The 14,381-nt window shown below is 61.4% G+C and carries 15 protein-coding genes; 8 read left to right on the forward strand and 7 right to left on the reverse strand.

Features of this window, described 5'->3' with window-relative positions:
* The first annotated feature begins 121 nt into the window (after positions 1 to 121).
* A complete protein-coding gene (locus tag ACVW0Y_RS09195) occupies positions 122 to 1,024 on the forward strand; it encodes a DMT family transporter (RefSeq protein ID WP_457437702.1) in 903 nt (300 codons plus the stop codon).
* On the opposite strand, the gene ACVW0Y_RS09200 is transcribed toward ACVW0Y_RS09195, so the two are convergent.
* The 3 genes from ACVW0Y_RS09200 to cysK all read right to left on the reverse strand — a co-directional run bounded on the left by ACVW0Y_RS09200 (position 1,019) and on the right by cysK (position 4,454).
* The gene (locus ACVW0Y_RS09200) at positions 1,019 to 2,698 is read right to left on the reverse strand and encodes an MFS transporter (protein ID WP_457437703.1); all 1,680 of its coding nucleotides are present in this window, start codon (positions 2,696 to 2,698) and stop codon (positions 1,019 to 1,021) included. The two genes, ACVW0Y_RS09195 and ACVW0Y_RS09200, sit on opposite strands and share 6 nt — an antisense overlap.
* A 132-nt stretch (positions 2,699 to 2,830) precedes the next feature.
* A complete protein-coding gene (locus ACVW0Y_RS09205) occupies positions 2,831 to 3,403 on the reverse strand; it encodes an ATP-binding protein (RefSeq protein ID WP_457437704.1) in 573 nt (190 codons plus the stop codon).
* Positions 3,404 to 3,479: 76 nt separating this feature from the next.
* Positions 3,480 to 4,454: a cysteine synthase A gene (gene cysK, locus ACVW0Y_RS09210; protein ID WP_457437706.1), complete on the reverse strand. Its 975-nt coding sequence runs from the start codon at positions 4,452 to 4,454 to the stop codon at positions 3,480 to 3,482.
* Positions 4,455 to 4,597: 143 nt separating this feature from the next.
* On the opposite strand from cysK, the gene ACVW0Y_RS09215 reads away from it, so the two are divergent.
* The 3 genes from ACVW0Y_RS09215 to ACVW0Y_RS09225 all read left to right on the forward strand — a co-directional run bounded on the left by ACVW0Y_RS09215 (position 4,598) and on the right by ACVW0Y_RS09225 (position 8,032).
* Positions 4,598 to 5,674 (forward strand): DUF748 domain-containing protein, encoded by a 1,077-nt coding sequence (locus ACVW0Y_RS09215; protein WP_457437707.1) that lies wholly within the window; start codon positions 4,598 to 4,600, stop codon positions 5,672 to 5,674.
* A gap of 158 nt (positions 5,675 to 5,832) precedes the next feature.
* The gene (locus ACVW0Y_RS09220) at positions 5,833 to 6,678 is read left to right on the forward strand and encodes an AAA family ATPase (protein WP_457437709.1); all 846 of its coding nucleotides are present in this window, start codon (positions 5,833 to 5,835) and stop codon (positions 6,676 to 6,678) included.
* Between the two features lie 175 nt (positions 6,679 to 6,853).
* Positions 6,854 to 8,032 (forward strand): vWA domain-containing protein, encoded by a 1,179-nt coding sequence (locus tag ACVW0Y_RS09225; RefSeq protein ID WP_108099880.1) that lies wholly within the window; start codon positions 6,854 to 6,856, stop codon positions 8,030 to 8,032.
* Between the two features lie 150 nt (positions 8,033 to 8,182).
* Here ACVW0Y_RS09225 and ACVW0Y_RS09230 read toward each other — a convergent pair whose 3' ends face one another.
* Genes ACVW0Y_RS09230 through ACVW0Y_RS09240 form a run of 3 tightly spaced genes read right to left on the reverse strand, consistent with a single transcriptional unit; the run spans position 8,183 to position 10,084 of the window.
* Positions 8,183 to 8,716: a DUF2937 family protein gene (locus ACVW0Y_RS09230; protein WP_457437710.1), complete on the reverse strand. Its 534-nt coding sequence runs from the start codon at positions 8,714 to 8,716 to the stop codon at positions 8,183 to 8,185.
* 35 nt (positions 8,717 to 8,751) lie between these two features.
* Positions 8,752 to 9,525, reverse strand: coding sequence for a class II glutamine amidotransferase (locus tag ACVW0Y_RS09235; RefSeq protein ID WP_457437711.1), 774 nt, complete (start codon positions 9,523 to 9,525; stop codon positions 8,752 to 8,754).
* Between the two features lie 40 nt (positions 9,526 to 9,565).
* Positions 9,566 to 10,084 (reverse strand): MFS transporter, encoded by a 519-nt coding sequence (locus tag ACVW0Y_RS09240; RefSeq protein WP_457437713.1) that lies wholly within the window; start codon positions 10,082 to 10,084, stop codon positions 9,566 to 9,568.
* 98 nt (positions 10,085 to 10,182) lie between these two features.
* Here ACVW0Y_RS09240 and ACVW0Y_RS09245 point away from each other — a divergent pair, with 98 nt between their 5' ends.
* On the forward strand, positions 10,183 to 12,255 hold the full coding sequence (locus ACVW0Y_RS09245) for a S9 family peptidase (RefSeq protein WP_457437714.1): 2,073 nt from the start codon (positions 10,183 to 10,185) through the stop codon (positions 12,253 to 12,255).
* Positions 12,256 to 12,342: 87 nt separating this feature from the next.
* Here the strand turns inward: ACVW0Y_RS09245 and ACVW0Y_RS09250 are convergent, their stop codons facing one another.
* On the reverse strand, positions 12,343 to 12,636 hold the full coding sequence (locus tag ACVW0Y_RS09250; protein WP_457437716.1) for a hypothetical protein: 294 nt from the start codon (positions 12,634 to 12,636) through the stop codon (positions 12,343 to 12,345).
* A gap of 63 nt (positions 12,637 to 12,699) precedes the next feature.
* Between ACVW0Y_RS09250 and ACVW0Y_RS09255 the strand changes: the two genes are divergently transcribed.
* From ACVW0Y_RS09255 to ACVW0Y_RS09265, 3 genes are all read left to right on the forward strand, one after another.
* Positions 12,700 to 13,383 carry a spermidine synthase gene (locus ACVW0Y_RS09255; protein ID WP_457437718.1) on the forward strand — a complete coding sequence of 228 codons (684 nt, stop codon included), beginning with the start codon at positions 12,700 to 12,702 and terminating at the stop codon, positions 13,381 to 13,383.
* Between the two features lie 83 nt (positions 13,384 to 13,466).
* Positions 13,467 to 13,838, forward strand: a complete 372-nt coding sequence (locus ACVW0Y_RS09260; protein ID WP_457437720.1) for a YajD family HNH nuclease — start codon at positions 13,467 to 13,469, stop codon at positions 13,836 to 13,838.
* Between the two features lie 11 nt (positions 13,839 to 13,849).
* Complete coding sequence (locus tag ACVW0Y_RS09265; protein ID WP_457437721.1) at positions 13,850 to 14,335, forward strand: RNA methyltransferase; 486 nt, start codon at positions 13,850 to 13,852, stop codon at positions 14,333 to 14,335.
* Positions 14,336 to 14,381 lie beyond the last annotated feature (46 nt).

The following is a 14,381-nucleotide window of genomic DNA, read 5'->3' on the forward strand; positions in this document are numbered from 1 at the left end:
TGCTGCGCGTCGGCATGCTCCTGCGCCCGAGCAGCGGCGAATTTTCACAGCAATATGCAGATTGCCAATCCACGCCTCAGCAGCAACACTTTCGCCTCTTTATTAACGGCTGGAGATTGCTGTGAGACTTGCCGATTACGTTCGCCTGCTGAGCCTGGCTGCCATCTGGGGTGCCAGCTTTCTGTTTATGCGCGTGATCGTGCCGGTGTTGGGCCCACTGCCCAGTGCATTTTTCCGTGTGGCCTTGGCGGCTGTCGGCCTGATCGTGATTCTCTGGGTGATGCGCGTGCAGTGGAATTTCCACGGCAAGCTGCGCCACTGCCTGGCCCTTGGCGTAATCAACTCCGGTTTGCCGGCCACCATGTATTGCCTGGCGGCGATGGTGCTGCCCGCCGGCTACTCGTCGATCTTCAACGCCACTACGCCACTGATGGGCGTGTTGATCGGCATGCTGTTCTTCGCCGAAGCACCCACCCGGAGCAAAACCCTGGGCGTGCTGTTGGGGCTGTTTGGGGTCGGGCTACTGACCCGCACCGGGCCGGTGGCCTTCGATGCGCAATTGCTCTGGGGGGCCCTTGCCTGTCTGGTCGCCACTACCTGCTACGGCTTTGCCGGTTTTCTTACCCGTAAATGGTTGGGCGGCGTGCCGCTGGATAACCGAGTGACCGCCTGCGGCAGCATGTTCGGTGCCACCCTGTTTCTGCTGCCGCTGTTCGGCTACGCGCTGGTGGAGCAGCCGCCCGCCAGTTGGGGTGGGACAACCGTGTGGCTGTCGCTGGCCGGGCTGGGCCTGGTGTGCACGGCGTTTGCCTATGTGCTGTATTTTCGCCTGATCACCGATGTCGGCCCGATCAAAGCGTCCACTGTGACCTTCGCCGTTCCGCCCTTTGGCGTGCTCTGGGGGGTATTGCTACTCGGCGAGCCGCTGTCCTGGGCCTATCTGTATGGCGGCGTGCTGATCGGCCTGGCGCTGTGGCTGGTGGTCAAGCCGACTGCGCCGGCGAAGGTCGCCGCCGCGTCATAGGCCGACGCTCTGGCTGTCGGTGTCATAACTGCCGGACTCGAAGCTCACGCCATGGCGCACCCGCGGCGGTTCATCGCCGCTGTGCAGCAGCACTACGTTGTCGATCAGGGTTTTATCGAACAGGGTCAGGCGGTCGAGCATGCGCAGGTGCTGCAGCCAGTTGTCCACCACCAGCACCTCCTGCCACAGCTCCTGGTCGCTGACATCGCGGTACATCGCCCAGCGCTCGGCACCATTGCGCAAGCGCAGGCGGCGCAAACCCTGCACCGCTTTGACGAACTCGCGGGTGCGCTCGCTGGCGATGCGGTATTCGATGGTCACCAGCACCGAGCCGCGCTCCGGGTTGAAGACAAAGGTCGGCTGCCCCGGCAACGTCGCCGGCGCATGGGCGATATTGGTTGCATCCAGTTCCGGCAGGCGCGACTGGTACAGCAAAAGCGCACAGACAAACATCAGCGCCCCCGCCGCCAACAAGGCACCTTGCACGCCCATGGTCTGCGCCAAATGCCCCCACAGAAACGACCCCAGCGCCAGCCCGCCATACAGCGCGGTCTGATACAGCGCCAAGGCCCGCGCCTTGACCCAGTCCGGCACCAGAATCTGCACCGCCGAGTTATAGGTCGCCACCGCCGCAATCCAGCAGGCCCCGCCCACCAGCAACGCGGGGTAGAGCACCCACAGCGTGTCGACACTGCCCAGCAACAGCACGATCACCGCCAGCAGCAGGCCGGCAAAACTGATCAACCGGCTGCTGCCGACAAACTGCCGCGCGCGGTTTACCAGGGTGCTGCCGACTATCGCGCCGATGCCCAGGGCGCCGAGCATATAGCCGTACACCGAGGCATCGCCCTCGGGATTGCGGTGCGCGAGGATCGGCAGCAAAGCCCAGATCGAGCTGGCCGAGACCCCGAAGCTGAACGAGCGCAGCATCACCAGGCGGGTCACGCTGGAGTGCTGGGTAAAGCGCAGCGCCGCTTTCACCCCCTCAACGATATGTTCCGGCGGAAACTGCCGCACGGGCACCTCACGCCGCCACTGCCAAATTGCCGCGATCAACCCCAGGTAGCACAAGCAATTGAACAGAAACACCCAGGCCGAGCCGGTAAAGCTCAGCAACAAGCCACCCAGCGCGGGTCCCACCGCGCGGGCGACGTTGTAGTTAACGCTGTTAAGCAACACCGCATTGCCGACCATGGCCGGCGGCACCTGCTCATTCACCGCCGCCTGCCAGGCCGGAATGGTGATGGCGCCACCCAGGCTGATCCACAGGATCGAGACAATCAGCAGCCGCGGGTCGAGCACCCCGGCAAAGGCAATCACGGTCAGAAAGGTGGCGCCGCTCAGCTCGAAGGTCAGGCCGATCAGCATGATCTTGCGCCGGTCATGGTTGTCCGCCAGCACCCCGGAAACAATCGACAGCACCACCAATGGCAAGGCCGAGGCCACCTGAATCATCGCCACCATCGGCGCACTGGCCTGGGCTTCGGTGACCACCCAGGCAGCGGCGACCGACTGAGCCCAGGTACCGAGGTTGGCGAACAGGTTGGCGATCCAGATGATCCGAAAGGCACGCACGCTGAACGGCGAGAAGATGCCGCCGACCTTGGGTTTCTCTGCTTCGGGCGCGGTGGGTTCAGCGGGTAGATCGTTTTTAGGCGAGACGGACTGCAGCATGGGCAACACCTTGAGCGGCCATTTGGTAAGCCGTAGTCAGTGTAGGCAGCGTCGGCCCATCCGTGAGTGCAGCGATGCCCGCCCCGCCCTGCTTAGCCGATCATGCCCCGAATAGCGAGAGCGGCACAGCGGTCAGTTGGTGGTCGAAACGAACCACTTGCTCCCCGGTGTAGAACACAATTCCTCGCTTGAACTGCTCAGGCGTCGTGTCGCGCACAGCCGATCAATAAAGTCATCCCGTTGGTAGGCACATCGATCAGGGAAATCTCCATCGAACAAGCGATCAATGATGCTGAGGGGCCGATCGGCAATTTCACTCTGAGCAAGTGGCCAAAGCGTTAGAGCGTCCATGCGCCCAGCCAGAGAATCGGCGATCTGCGGCAGGAGCAGCGCGTTGGCCGAGCCCGTCAGCAGAAAGCGTCCAGGCGTACGATCCTTGTCCACCTCGGCCTTGATGGCCAGAAAAATGCCCGGCGCTCGTTGCACTTCGTCCAGGCACACCGGCGCTTCAAGCGCACCGATAAAACCAGCGGGGTCGGTTTGCGCCGCCGCCAACACGGCCGGATCGTCAAACGTGAAATAGCGAAAATCCTGCTTCAGCGTTCGCACTAGCGTGCTCTTGCCTGTCTGGCGTGCGCCATTGATCAGGACGGCGGGAGATTCATCCAGAGCCTCAAGCATATTTTGCCGAATATTGCGTGACATCAGGATGTAATTTCACCCACTGAGTGGCTGAAATTCCATCACTACCATGGATGAATTTCCATCATTCAACCCAGTGCTACTGCACCAACTCCTGCTCACTGAACATATCGCTGAACAGCATGCTGGTGAGGTAACGCTCGCCAGAGTCGGGGAGGATCACCACAATGGTCTTGCTCTGCATTTCCGGACGCTCGGCCAGGCGCACGGCGGCCGCCATGGCGGCGCCGCAGGAGATGCCGCACAAAATGCCTTCCTCGCGCATCAGACGCAGGGCCATGGCTTTGGCCTCTTCGTCGTCCACCAGTTCGACGCGGTCGACAATGCTCAAGTCGAGGTTTTTCGGCACAAAACCGGCACCAATACCCTGGATCTTGTGCGGGCTCGGCTTGATCTCGTCGCCGGCCAGGGCCTGGGTGATCACCGGCGAGCCGCTGGGCTCAACGGCCACCGAGATAATCGGTTTGCCGCAGGTGTTCTTGATATAGCGCGAGATCCCGGTGATGGTGCCGCCGGTGCCGACGCCGGCCACCAGCACATCGATGGCGCCTTCGGTGTCGTTCCAGATTTCCGGGCCGGTGGTCTTTTCGTGGATCGCCGGGTTGGCCGGGTTTTCGAATTGCTGCGGCAGAAAGTATTTGCTGCTGTCCGAGGCGGCGATTTGCGCGGCCTTTTCAATCGCGCCTTTCATGCCTTTGGCCGGTTCAGTGAGCACCAGTTCGGCACCCAGCGCCTTGAGCACTTTGCGCCGTTCCAGGCTCATGGAGGCCGGCATGGTCAGCAGCAGTTTGTAGCCACGGGCGGCGGCGACAAACGCCAGACCGATACCGGTGTTGCCAGAGGTGGGCTCGACTATGGTCATGCCCGGTTTGAGCACTCCGCGCTCCTCGGCATCCCAGACCATATTGGCACCGATCCGGCACTTCACCGAATAGGCCGGGTTACGCCCTTCGATCTTGGCCAGGATGGTCACGCCCTTGGGGCCCAGGCGGTTGATAAATACCAGCGGCGTATTGCCGATGGACTGGGCGTTGTCTGCGTAGATGCGGCTCATATCCTCTGTTCCTTGGTGATTCGCAAAGGCGAACAGCCTATGCCCGCCGAGGGGCAGCGTCCAGCCTGAAAAAATCCGAACCGTAACGGCGCGCAAGCGGTCTAGCTTCTACTTAATAGGCGATTTGCCCAGGTAACGCTGCGATGAAACGACGCTACAGCTGGCCGCTCTGGACCCTGATCGGGTTCCTTGTTTTGCTCCTGGTACTACACATCACCCTGCCCTATCTGGTGCGCGACTACCTCAACGACAAACTCGCCGATATGGGCGAGTACCAAGGCCAGATTACCGACGTAGACCTGGCCTGGTGGCGCGGCGCTTACCAGATCAATGGCCTGTTTATCCGCAAGGAAGACGGCAAGGTGCCGGTGCCGCTGCTGGACGCGCCGCATATCGATATCGCCGTCAGCTGGCATGCGCTGTGGTACGACCATGCCGTGGTGGCGCAGGTGCTGTTTATCGCGCCGACCCTGAATTTCGTCGATGGCGGCAAAGACAAGTCCGCCTCACAAAGCGGTAAGGGCGTGGACTGGCGTGAACAGCTGAACAAGCTGCTGCCCATTACCCTCAACGAAGTGCGGGTGGTCGACGGCAAGCTGGGCTTCCATAACTTCACCTCCACCCCGCAGGTGAATATGCAGGCCAGCGAGGTGAATGCCAGCCTCTATAACCTCACCAATGTCGCCGACGGCAACGGCGAACGGGTCGCCCATTTCGAGGGCAAGGCACTGCTGCTCGGCCATGCGCCGCTGGAATGCACCATCGTCTTCGACCCCTATGAAAACTTTGAAGACTTCAATTTCCGCCTGCGCGCTAAAGACATCGAACTGCGCAAGGTCAATGACTTCGCCAGCGCCTACGGCAAGTTCGATTTCAACGCCGGGCATGGCGATCTGGTGATCGAAGCCGACGCGAAAAAAGCCCAGATCAGCGGCTATATCAAGCCGCTGCTGCGTGATGTCGATGTGTTCAATTGGCAGCAGGATGTTGAAGAAAAGGACAAAGGTCTGTTTCGTTCGATCTGGGAAGCACTGGTGGGTGGCGGCGAAACCGTGTTGAAAAACCAGCAGAAGGACCAATTCGCCACCCGCGTCGAACTCAGCGGCAATGTGCATCAACAGAACATCAGCGCCTTTCAGGCCTTTCTGGCGATTCTGCGCAATGGCTTTATCGAGGCTTTCAGCGCCCGCTATGAACGCGGCAAACCCACAGAAGACTAAGCCCAGCCCCAACCAATGGGCGGTTTCCGGCAACTTGTGCGCGTGTGACCGCCCATTCAGTGACTGAATAGTGCGTCCGCGTTCACAGCCACGTCAGGTGCGCGTTATAGTCGCGCCCTACATTTATTGAACCGCGCCACCCGTTTGAGGATTTTCCGATGAAGTTCGAAGGCACCCAGGCATACGTCGCCACCGACGATCTCAAACTGGCAGTCAACGCTGCCATCACCCTGGAACGCCCGCTGCTGGTCAAGGGTGAGCCGGGCACCGGCAAGACCATGCTGGCCGAGCAACTGGCCGCGTCCTTCGGCGCCAAGCTAATCACCTGGCACGTGAAATCCACCACCAAGGCCCACCAGGGTCTGTACGAGTACGACGCGGTAAGCCGCCTACGCGACTCGCAGCTGGACAGCGACAAAGTCCACGACGTGCGCAACTACATCAAGAAGGGCAAGCTCTGGGAAGCCTTCGAAAGCGAAGAGCGGGTGATTCTGCTGATCGACGAAATCGACAAGGCCGACATCGAGTTCCCCAACGACCTGCTGCAAGAACTCGACAAGATGGAGTTCTACGTTTACGAGACCAACGAGACGATCAAAGCGAAAAAACGCCCGATCATCATCATTACCTCGAACAACGAAAAAGAGCTGCCGGACGCCTTCCTGCGCCGCTGCTTCTTCCACTACATCGCCTTCCCGGATCGCGCCACGCTGCAGCAGATCGTCGATGTGCACTACCCCAATATCAAGAAAGACCTGGTGGCCGAAGCCCTCGATGTGTTCTTCGACGTGCGCAAGGTGCCGGGCCTGAAGAAAAAACCCTCCACTTCCGAGCTGGTCGACTGGCTGAAGCTGCTGATGGCCGACAACATCGGCGAAGCGGTGCTGCGTGAGCGTGATCCGACCAAGGCCATTCCGCCGCTGGCTGGTGCCTTGGTTAAAAACGAACAGGATGTGCAGCTCCTTGAGCGTCTCGCTTTCATGAGCCGCCGCGCCTCTCGCTAGGCATTCGGGCTGCTGCGCGTCGACCGGACGGCGTTGAAACCTCGCTTCACATGCTCACGTACGGCAGTACGCTGCGCTGTTCAGCTCGGTTTCGCCTTGTCCGGCGCTAGCTCGCGAGCCCTTACATCGAGTCACGACTGCAACTTAGGGGCAAACCGCCCACGAGGGCATAACTATGCTGCTCAATCTATTCAACGAAATGCGCGCGGCGAAGGTGCCGGTCTCGGTGCGCGAGCTGCTGGACCTGATCAACGCGTTGAAGCACAACGTGACCTTCGCCGACATGGACGAGTTCTACTACTTGTCGCGGGCGATTCTGGTCAAGGACGAGCGCCATTTCGACAAGTTCGACCGGGCCTTTGGCGCTTATTTCAAAGGTCTGGAAAACCTCAACCAGCATATCGAGGCATTGATCCCCGATGAGTGGCTGCGCAAGGAATTCGAGCGTTCGCTGACCGATGAAGAGCGCGCCAAGATCGAGTCGCTGGGTGGTCTGGACAAGCTGATCGAGGAGTTCAAAAAGCGCCTCGAAGAGCAGAAGGAACGCCACGAAGGCGGCAACAAATGGATTGGCACCGGCGGCACCAGCCCCTTTGGTTCCGGCGGTTTCAATCCAGAAGGCATCCGCGTCGGCGATGCCGGCAAGCGCCAGGGCAAGGCCGTGAAGGTCTGGGATCAGCGCGAGTACAAGAATCTCGACGACCAGGTGGAACTCGGCACGCGCAATATCAAGGTGGCCCTGCGCCGCCTGCGCAAGTTCGCCCGCCAGGGTGCCCAGGACGAGCTGGATCTGGATGGCACCATCGACTTCACCGCCCGCGACGGCGGCCTGTTGAATATCCAGATGCGCCCCGAGCGCCGCAATGCGGTGAAGCTGCTGATTCTGTTCGATATCGGCGGTTCGATGGACGCCCATGTAAAGGTCTGCGAAGAGCTGTTCTCGGCCTGTAAAACCGAGTTCAAGCACCTGGAGTATTTCTACTTCCACAACTTCGTCTACGAGTCGGTGTGGAAGAACAACCTGCGCCGCACTTCCGAGCGCTTCTCCACCCAGGACCTGCTGCACAAATACGGCGCCGACTACAAAGTGGTGTTCGTTGGCGACGCCGCCATGGCCCCCTATGAAATCACCCAGGCCGGCGGCAGCGTCGAGCACTGGAACGAAGAACCGGGCTATGTGTGGATGCAGCGCTTCCGTGAGAAATACAAGAAGCTTATCTGGATCAACCCCTACCCCAAGGACACCTGGAACTACACGGCCTCGACCAATATCGTTCGCGACCTGCTGGAAGACCAGATGTACCCACTGAGCCTGCGTGGCTTGGAAGATGGGATGAAGTTTTTGTCCAAATAAGCCGATTTCTCGCGTAAAAAAAACGGGCCTCGAAAAAGGCCCGTTTTTTATTGGCGGTAATTCGTTGGGCTTCGCTGCCCTCAACCCAATCTACGGCTCGCAATGCAGGTTGGGGCGATCCGCGTGCGGTGAGCGCAGCGAAGCCCAACGTTACCGCCAAGGGCGTTGTTCGTGCTGAGTAACCCGGTGCGTGCGGTTGAACCCCAAGGTCCAGCCTGCCCCCAACACCAGCAACTCGATCAGGAACGCCAGCAGCAGTGCGCAGCAAATCCCCCAGGCAACCGCCTCCGGTGCCAACAGCACCTGATAGCTGTAGCCCTCGTAGGTTTCCTTGAACAGTTCCGGGTTGGCGGCAAAGGCCACATGCCAGGCGCGCTGGTACCAGGGGCCGGTCATGGCCTGCCATTCGCTTTCGAGCAAGCGCGAGCGCACCAGCAAGGTAGTCAGGCTGTTCGCATCACTGGCAAATACCGGGTCGGTACTGGCGCGGTAATGGGCCACCAGTTTGTCGAGGTCACCGTTGAAGAACTGGTTGGCGGTCTGGCGAAAGCCGCTGAGGCTCTGCTCGGACTCTTTCCAGTGCGCATCGACGCGCTGGCTGTAGTCGGTGATAAAACCGGGAATCTGCACCCCGGCCAGCAGGCCCAGGGTAAACATCACCAAACGTAGATAACTTCTGAACATGCCCGCTCCTGCTCCTTATCGGTCTACGGCCCGGCTTAGCTACGGCCCTTGGCGATGCACTCGCCGCGGCGCCACAGGCTCCATTCACCGGGTTGGTACAAGGTCCAGCTTTCGTTTTCGGTCAAGGGTTCGGTGGCCAGTACAGTGACCACATCGTTGGGGGTGGTCTCGGCCTGAAAATCGACGATCACATCGACATCCTTCAAGCGCGCCGGGCCAAAAGGCGAGCGGCGGGTGATCTGCGCCAGCTTGGTCGAGCAGTAGGCAAACAGCCAGTCGCCGTCGCTCAGCAGGCAGTTGAAAACGCCCTTGCTGCGGTAGTCCGTGCAAGCGCGCACCAGGGTCGGCAGAAGCATTTCCACCGACACCGGCTGCGGAAACGCCGTGCGTATCTGGTTGAGCAGGTCGCAGAACGCCGCCTCGCTGTCGGTATCGCCCACCGGCCAGTAGAAACTCGGTGCCGGGGCGAAATCCGCCAGTTGGCCGTTATGGGCGAAACACCAGTTACGGCCCCAGAGTTCGCGGACAAAGGGGTGGGTATTGGCCAGGCAGACCTTACCGACATTGGCCTGACGGATATGACCAATCACGGTTTCGCTTTTGATCGGGTAGCGCTGCACCAGCTTGGCCACTTCCGAGTCGATGCTTGGCTGCGGGTCCTGGAACAGACGCAGACCACGCCCCTCATAGAAGGCAATGCCCCAGCCATCGCGGTGCGGACCGGTGCCGCCACCGCGCTGCATCAGCCCGGTAAAGCTGAACACGATATCGGTCGGCACATTGGCACTCATGCCCAGTAATTCACACATGGCTCAACACTCTTCCAGGTATCTGGATTGCGGCAGTAGCTTAAAGACGCGGTTCGATACGCTGACGGCGACCGTTGCCAGTGGCGGGCTGGGTGCGGCTCTCGATAGGGCTGTCAGCGCGAGGGTGGATATAGGGCTGGCTGTGCGGATCGCGTTCCATCAGCTCGCGCAGGGTCGGCTCATCGTCTTCCACTGGCGGCGCGGCCTTGGCGGCTTGGCGTTTTTTCCAGGCGCGCTCGATTGGCCAGCGAATCAGGACAAACAACAGGTAGAGGGCGAAAGCGATCATGCCGTACATGGCCAGGTCGGACACCGCGCGCCAGATATTGCTACCGACCTTGAACAGCAGGTCGAGCGCGGTGATGGCCACGGCCGGGGCGTACAGATCTTTGCCCGGGTCGACGATGGTCGGGGTAAACAGCAACACCGCCACCACCAACCGCAACGGCTCGCGCAGATAGCGCCACATCCAGCCGGTCAGACGGAAGCTCACCAGCAGACAGCCCAGGGCGGCGATGGCATACAGGCCCCAGACGAGGACGTAATCGTGTTCGTTCATGCGGTTCGTGGCGATGCTGGCGAAGGGGCGCTTATGATAGCGGCTTTTCTCCTGCCCGGCGCGTTCGACGTCGGCCGCCTTCGCTCTGGAGTTTCTGCATGCCGCAAGCGCCCATCGCCCCCGTTGCCCCCATCGCCCGTATCGAGCCCGGCGATGATCCTTACCGCTGGCTGGAAAACCGCGACAGCGAGGAAGTGCTGGAGCACCTCAAGGCAGAAAACGCCTATCTGGAGCTGCAGCTGGCTGCGCAAGCGACGCTGCGCGAGCAACTGTTCGAGGAAATCAAAGGCCGGATCCGCGAGACCGACCTGTCGCTGCCCTCGCCCTGGGGGCCCTACCTGTACTACACCCGCACCACCGCCGGTGACGAATACCCGCGCCACTACCGCTGCGCGCGCCCGGCCGATGGCAGCAATACGGTGGACGCCGCCAGCGAGCACCTGCTGCTCGACCCGAATGAATTGGCCAATGGCGGTTTTCTTTCCCTGGGCGCCTTCAGCATCAGCCCCGACCACGCGCGCCTGGCCTACAGCCTGGATACCAGCGGCGAGGAGATCTATCAGCTATTCGTCAAAGAGCTGAGCAACGAGGCCATCAGTGCCCTGCCCTTCGACGACTGCGACGGCAGCATGACCTGGGCCAACGACAGCCAGACCCTGTTTTTCGCTGAGCTGGACGACACCCATCGGCCACACAAACTCTACCGCCACACCCTGGGCGGCGACGGTGCCGAACTGGTGTTCGAAGAGCCGGACGGGCGCTTCTTCCTCAACTGCTACCGCTCAAGCTCAGAGCGTCAGTTGTTTGTCCTGCTCAACAGCAAAACCACCTGCGAAACCTGGGCGCTGGACGCCGATAACCCACAAGGCACCTTCACCTGCCTGGCCCCGCGCGAGGAAGGCCACGAGTACTTCGCCGACCACGGCCGCCTGGTCCACGGCAGCCAGGCCGGCAACTGGGGCTGGCTGATCCGCAGCAACCAGACCGGCATCAACTTCGCCCTCTACCATGCCACCACTAGTAGCGGCGTGCCGAGCCGCAGCGACTGGCAGGAGCTGATCGCCCATAACCCGGCGGTGATGCTGGAAGACATCACCCTGAACGCCGGTGCCTTGATCCTCAGCCTGCGCGAAGGCGGCCTGCCGATTCTCGAAGTGCATGCCCTGGGTCTGGCACCGGCGCGGGTGCAACTGCCGGATGCCGCCTACAGCCTGCATGTGCAGGACAGCCTGGAGTTCGACAGCGCGGTGATTCGCCTGCGCTACGAGGCGCTCAATCGCCCGGCCCAGGTGCGCCAGCTGCACTTGGTCAGCGGCGAGCAGACGGTGCTGAAAGAAACCCCGGTGGAAGGCCCGTTCGATGCCGATGCCTATATCAGCCAGCGCGTGTGGGCGACAGCGGCCGATGGCACGCAGATCCCCATCAGCCTGGTGGCCCGCCGCGATGTGCTGGGCAAACCGGCACCGTTTTATCTGTACGGCTACGGTGCCTATGGGGCGAGCCTCGACCCGTGGTTCTCCCATGGCCGCCTGAGCCTGCTGGAGCGCGGTTTTGTCTTTGCCATCGCGCATGTGCGCGGCGGCGGCGAGCTGGGCGAAGCCTGGTATCGCGGCGGCAAGCTGGAACACAAGACCAACACCTTCAGCGACTTTATCGCCTGCGCCGAACATGTGATCGCGGCGGGCTACACCAGCAGTCAGCAGCTGGCCATCAGTGGCGGCAGCGCCGGTGGCTTGTTGATTGGCGCGGTGCTCAACCAGCGTCCGGAACTGTTCGCCGCAGCCATCGCCGAGGTGCCCTTTGTCGATGTACTCAACACCATGCAGAACCCCGACCTGCCGCTGACCGTCACCGAATATGACGAATGGGGTGATCCCCATGAGCCGGAGGTGTTCGAGCGCATCAAAGGCTACGCGCCCTATGAAAACGTCAGCGCCCAGGCCTACCCCGCGTTGCTGGCGGTGGCCGGCTACAACGACAGCCGCGTGCAGTACTGGGAGGCGGCGAAATGGGTGGCCAAGCTGCGAGCACACAAAACCGACAGCAACCTGCTGCTACTGAAAACCGACCTTAGCGCCGGCCATGGCGGCATGAGTGGGCGGTATCAGGGGATCAAGGATGTGGCGTTGGAGTATGCGTTTGTGTTGAAGGTGTTGGGGTTGGCCGGCTGACACCATTCCTTGCGGGAGGGGCTTTAGCCGCGATGCTCTTGATCTTAAAAGCATCGCGGCTGAAGCCGCTCCTACGAAAAGCCCATATCACTCCACTCTCGGTCTCACTGGCTGCGCTGGCTGCACCTTGGGCGTACTCGGCACCTGCTGCATCTGTGGCAAGCCATTGTCTCGCGGGTTGACCGTGTTGGCGGGTGGCAAGCGTCGTGAATCGTAGGTGCCCGGCACACTCGCGCGGGGTGCCAGCATTGGGACATTGCGCGGCTGGATGGTCTGGTACGGTTGCGGCGTCGCGGTGCCGGGCGAACCGGGCGTTGCCGCCACAGCCCAGGTCGCTCCCAGCAGGCCTGCCACCAGCACCATCGATCTGGACATTTGCATAACGCACCTCCTCTACCCTGGCGTGAACGTTAGACTACGCGCCCCGCATTAGGCTCACCCTCAATGAAACGTTTCGTACTGCTCGACACCGCCCCTATTCCCGAAAATGGTGGCGCCCTGTGCCTGTTCGAGTATGGCGAGGATTTCGTGATCAAGATTCAGGGCGGCGACGGCGGCCAACTGATGAACACGCGCATGCATGGCTCGGAAGATGCCCTGGCGGAAATCCCGTGCAAACGGGTGACCCATCGCCCGCAACCGCGGGTGCTGATTGGCGGTCTGGGCATGGGCTTTACCCTGGCTTCGGCGCTCAAGCACCTGGGGGCGAATGCTCAGGTGCTGGTCGCCGAGCTGGTGCCCGGGGTCATCGAGTGGAACCGCGGCCCGCTGGGCACCAAGGCCGGCATGCCGATCGACGATCCACGCAGCGAAATACGCTGCGCCGATGTCGCCCAGGTGCTGCAAAGCGAGCCCGCGGGGTTCGACGCCATCATGCTGGATGTCGACAACGGCCCCGAAGGTCTGACCCAGAAAGGTAATAGCTGGCTGTACTCCGCGGCCGGCTTGCACAGCTGCCACCGCGCCTTGCGGCCCAAGGGCATTCTCGCGGTGTGGTCGGCCAGTGCCGACCGCAAATTCTCCGAACGGGTGGCCAAGGCCGGTTTCAAGGTGGAAGAGGTGCAGGTCTATGCCCACGGCAACAAAGGCACCCGGCATACCATCTGGATTGCGGAAAAACGCCCTTAACCCTGACCGACGCTTGAGAAGCCCGCCTGCCGGGCTCACCATAGCGGCAACACACCGACACCCTGGACTGAACAGGTATTCCCATGAGCACTGAAAAATCGGCGGCCACCCTCAAGACCGACCGCCTGATCGCCGAAGCCCAACGCAGCCGCGAAGAGGGTTACCGGGCCAAGGCCCTGAAGATGTACCCGCATATCTGTGGCCGCTGCCAGCGCGAGTTCGAAGGCAAACGCCTGAGCGAACTGACCGTGCACCACCGCGACCACAACCACGACAACAACCCGCAGGACGGCTCCAACTGGGAGCTGCTGTGCCTGTTCTGTCACGACAACGAGCACTCGCGCTACACCGACCAGCAGTACTTCAGCGAAGGCTCCACCGCCAGCCCGACCGGGCCGAAGGTGACCCACAAGGCCTTTGCCGACCTGGCCGCCCTGCTGAAAAGCAAGCAATAAGAGAGCGCTACGTGGCTAATCGTCGTTACAGCTGTATTGGTCTATTCAATCCGAAGTCCCCCGACAACGTCGGCGCGGTGATGCGCGCCGCCGGCTGCTACGGGGTGAACTCGGTGTTCTACACCGGCAAGCGTTATGCCCGCGCCCAGGAGTTCAGCACCGACACCAAGAAAGTCCATCAGGACATCCCGCTGATCGGCGTCGAAGATCTGCAGAGCATCATTCCCCTGGGCTGCACGCCGGTGGCGGTGGAACTGGTGGAAGGCGCCAAGCCGCTGACCGAATACACCCACCCGGATCGAGCGATCTATATCTTCGGTCCCGAAGATGGCTCGCTGGGCAAAGAGGTGTTGGCATGGTGCGAAGAGGTGATCTACATCCCCACCAATGGCTGCATGAACCTGGCGGCGACGGTCAATGTGGTGCTCTATGACCGAATGGCCAAGGGCTTGAATACCAAGTCCGGGCCGTTGTTTGGCAAGTCGTTTCAGTCCTGAACCAGCAAAATCAAAAGCTCGCGGCTAAAGCCCCTCCCACAAGGGA

Source organism: Pseudomonas sp. TE3786, from assembly GCF_054057335.1.